General features: G+C 39.9%; 1 protein-coding gene. It reads left to right on the forward strand.

Translation table 11 applies throughout. The features are described from left to right. Window positions 1–273: GGDEF domain-containing protein (locus RG959_RS25305; RefSeq protein WP_369335202.1), on the forward strand; the 273-nt coding region annotated here is incomplete at both ends.

Raw genomic sequence — 273 nt, forward strand, 5'->3', positions numbered from 1 at the left:
CTTCCCTACCCAACCGCCTATACATGCGAAGAAATATTGGCAAATGGATTGAGCAAGAGTCAGAGCAATTCTCATTATTGTTTATCGATATAGATAACTTTAAATGTGTCAATGATACACACGGACATGACTATGGCGATAAAGTACTCAAACAGATCGCTTTGCGTTTAATGAGGTTCCGCTCTCAGCTAAGCCTATTGGTACGAGAATCCAGCGATGAGTTTTTATTCCTAACACCACTAACAAACGATACCGAAATTAAACGACTAGCAG

Origin of the sequence: Domibacillus sp. 8LH, assembly GCF_038806185.1 — a bacterium.
Classification (GTDB): domain Bacteria; phylum Bacillota; class Bacilli; order Bacillales; family Domibacillaceae; genus Domibacillus; species Domibacillus indicus_A.